The sequence below is a fragment of the Blautia sp. CGZ-1-C1 genome, from assembly GCF_056504575.1.
In genome coordinates this window covers 1-2,312 of sequence record NZ_JBWLUT010000035.1, presented here as the reverse complement: position 1 = coordinate 2,312, position 2,312 = coordinate 1, and the positions used below count along the sequence as shown (strand labels likewise).

At 41.3% G+C, this 2,312-nt stretch carries 2 protein-coding genes and 1 pseudogene; all 3 read left to right on the top strand.

Going from position 1 to position 2,312, the window contains the following annotated elements:
- A partial coding sequence (locus tag AC058W_RS01820; RefSeq protein WP_479389637.1) for a DUF815 domain-containing protein occupies window positions 1-242 on the top strand: 242 nt, incomplete at its 5' end.
- Between the two features lie 256 nt (window positions 243-498).
- Window positions 499-1,938 (top strand): Ppx/GppA phosphatase family protein, encoded by a 1,440-nt coding sequence (locus tag AC058W_RS01815; RefSeq protein ID WP_479389636.1) that lies wholly within the window; start codon window positions 499-501, stop codon window positions 1,936-1,938.
- A gap of 16 nt (window positions 1,939-1,954) precedes the next feature.
- Window positions 1,955-2,312 (top strand): annotated as a pseudogene (locus AC058W_RS01810) (RNA degradosome polyphosphate kinase); the annotation flags it as partial.

Genomic DNA, 2,312 nt, shown 5'->3' with positions numbered 1-2,312 from the left:
CCGATACAGTACAGGAGAAACTTTCTCTTGTATATCGTTTTGGTGTTCGTATCTATTATGGTGCGCCAAGCAAGAAAGAATTCCAGACGATCGTCAAAGCGCTTGCGCAAAGAAACGGAATTACCATGCCGGAGGAAGAACTGCTTCTGGAAGCAAATAAGTGGGAACTTTCCCATGGCGGTCTTACAGGAAGAACTGCACAGCAGTTTATTGATCATCTGTTGGGAAAAGTTGAGGAGTAAAAAATATTTGATAACTATTCTGTTGCCTGTTAAGTACGGGAGTAAGAAAAAAGTTATGAAACTGAGTGAAATTTGGGGTATACGATTTTACAGATATCAGTTGCGATGAGCAGTGAGTCATGTGATTAAACTTATATAATAAAGGGGGAATACATATGGCAGTTATGACCTTTGCAGCTATTGACATCGGGTCTTATGAAGTAAGCATGAAAAATTTTGAGATGTCAAAGCGAATCGGATTTCGGGAACTGAACTGATGTCAGATACAGTCTGGAACTTGGAAAAGGGGTTTATTCCGGGGAAAAGATTGATTCGGAAAATGCTGAATGTTTTATGCGAAGTGCTAAATGACTTTAAACGTCTGATGCAGGATTTTGGCGTAGATGAATATCGTGCCTGCGGAACCAGTGCGTTCAGGGAACTTGCTAATCCACTGATTATCATTGAACAGATCTATCAGCGTACAGGTATGAAAATAGAAATCTTAAGCAGTGCAGAACAGCATTTCCTGGGATATAAATCAATTGCTGCGATTGAAAAAGGCTTCAAAAAGATGATCCAGAAAGGAACAGCAATTCTGGATGTAGGCGGCGGCAGTCTGCAGGTTTCCCTTTTTGATAAGGATGCGCTTGTTACGACCCAGGGGCTGAAGATGGGAAGTTTGAGAATAAGACAGCGTCTGCAGGAACTGGAGAAATCTACGATTCACTATGATAAGCTGGTAGAAGAATTTATCCGCAATGACCTTACAAACTTCCAGAGGCTATATCTTAAGGATAAAGACATTAAGAATGTGATTCTTATGGGAGATTTTATCACAGATATGATCTTTCAGGAGGAGATGGAAGATAAGATCATCACGCGGGAAGAGTTTATGAAGCGCTATGAAGATACGGTGGGAAAATCTGTTGATCTGCTGGCTCAGGAGATGGAAATCGATCCGGAGTATGCCTCTCTTGTTGTTCCTACAATGGTTGTCTGCAAGAACTTTATTGATATTTTTAATGCGGAATCGCTCTGGGCACCGGGAGTTTCGCTTTTAGACGGAATTGCTTATGATTTTGCAGAGAAGAATAAATTTATCAAGAGTGTTCATAACTTTGAGAATGATATTCTGGTTACCTCAAAGAATATTGCAAAAAGATATTCCAGCAGTAAGAACCATATCCAGGGGACTATGAATCTGTGTCTGAATATTTTTGACAGTATGAAGAAGGTTCATGGTATGGGGGCGAGAGAACGCCTGTTGCTACAGATAGCGGCGCTGCTTCATGACTGTGGCAAATATATCAGTATGGGAAATGTCTCTGAGTGTTCTTATCAGATCATAATGTCCACAGATATTATCGGTCTTTCTTCCCTGGAACGGCGGATGATCGCATGTGCAGTGCGATATAATACGTCAGCTTTTGCATATTATGATGAAATTCAGAATATGGGAATGGCTATCGACAGAGAAAGCTATATCAAGATTGCGAAGATGACGGCAATTCTTCGTCTGGCCAATGCCATGGACAGAAGCCATTATCAGAAGGTAAAGGGAATCAAGACTGTACTCAAGGACAGAGAATTACAGATGATCGTGGATTCCAGTCAGGATATTTCTCTTGAACTGGGGCTATTAAAGGATAAAGTTGCATTTTTTGAAGAAGTATTTGGTATCCGTCTGGTTCTCAGACGTAAGGGAAGGGCGTAAAGGAGGATTACTATGGATCTCTGGAAAGTTTGAAAAGAAAGAATATTTCGTAAACCGTGAGCTGAGCTGGCTGAAATTTGACGAGCGTGTTCTGAGTGAAGCAAGAGATAAGAATCTTCCTTTATTTGACAGGCTGAAATTCTTAAGTATCACCGCATCCAATCTGGATGAGTTCTTTATGGTACGTGTGGCATCTCTGAAAGATCAGGTACACGCAGGGTATCATAAGACAGATATTGCAGGAATGACTGCGAAAGAACAGCTGAAAGAAATCAGTGCACGCACTCATGAACTGGTACATGTGCAGTATAATACACTGAACCGTTCACTGCTTCCGGCGCTTGAGAAAGCAGGAATGCATCTGGTTGCTGCGC

Coding starts and splice junctions, on each gene's coding strand:
- AC058W_RS01815 (WP_479389636.1), top strand. CDS start 499: ATGTCAGATACAGTCTGGAACTTGGAAAAGGGGTTTATTCCGGGGAAA.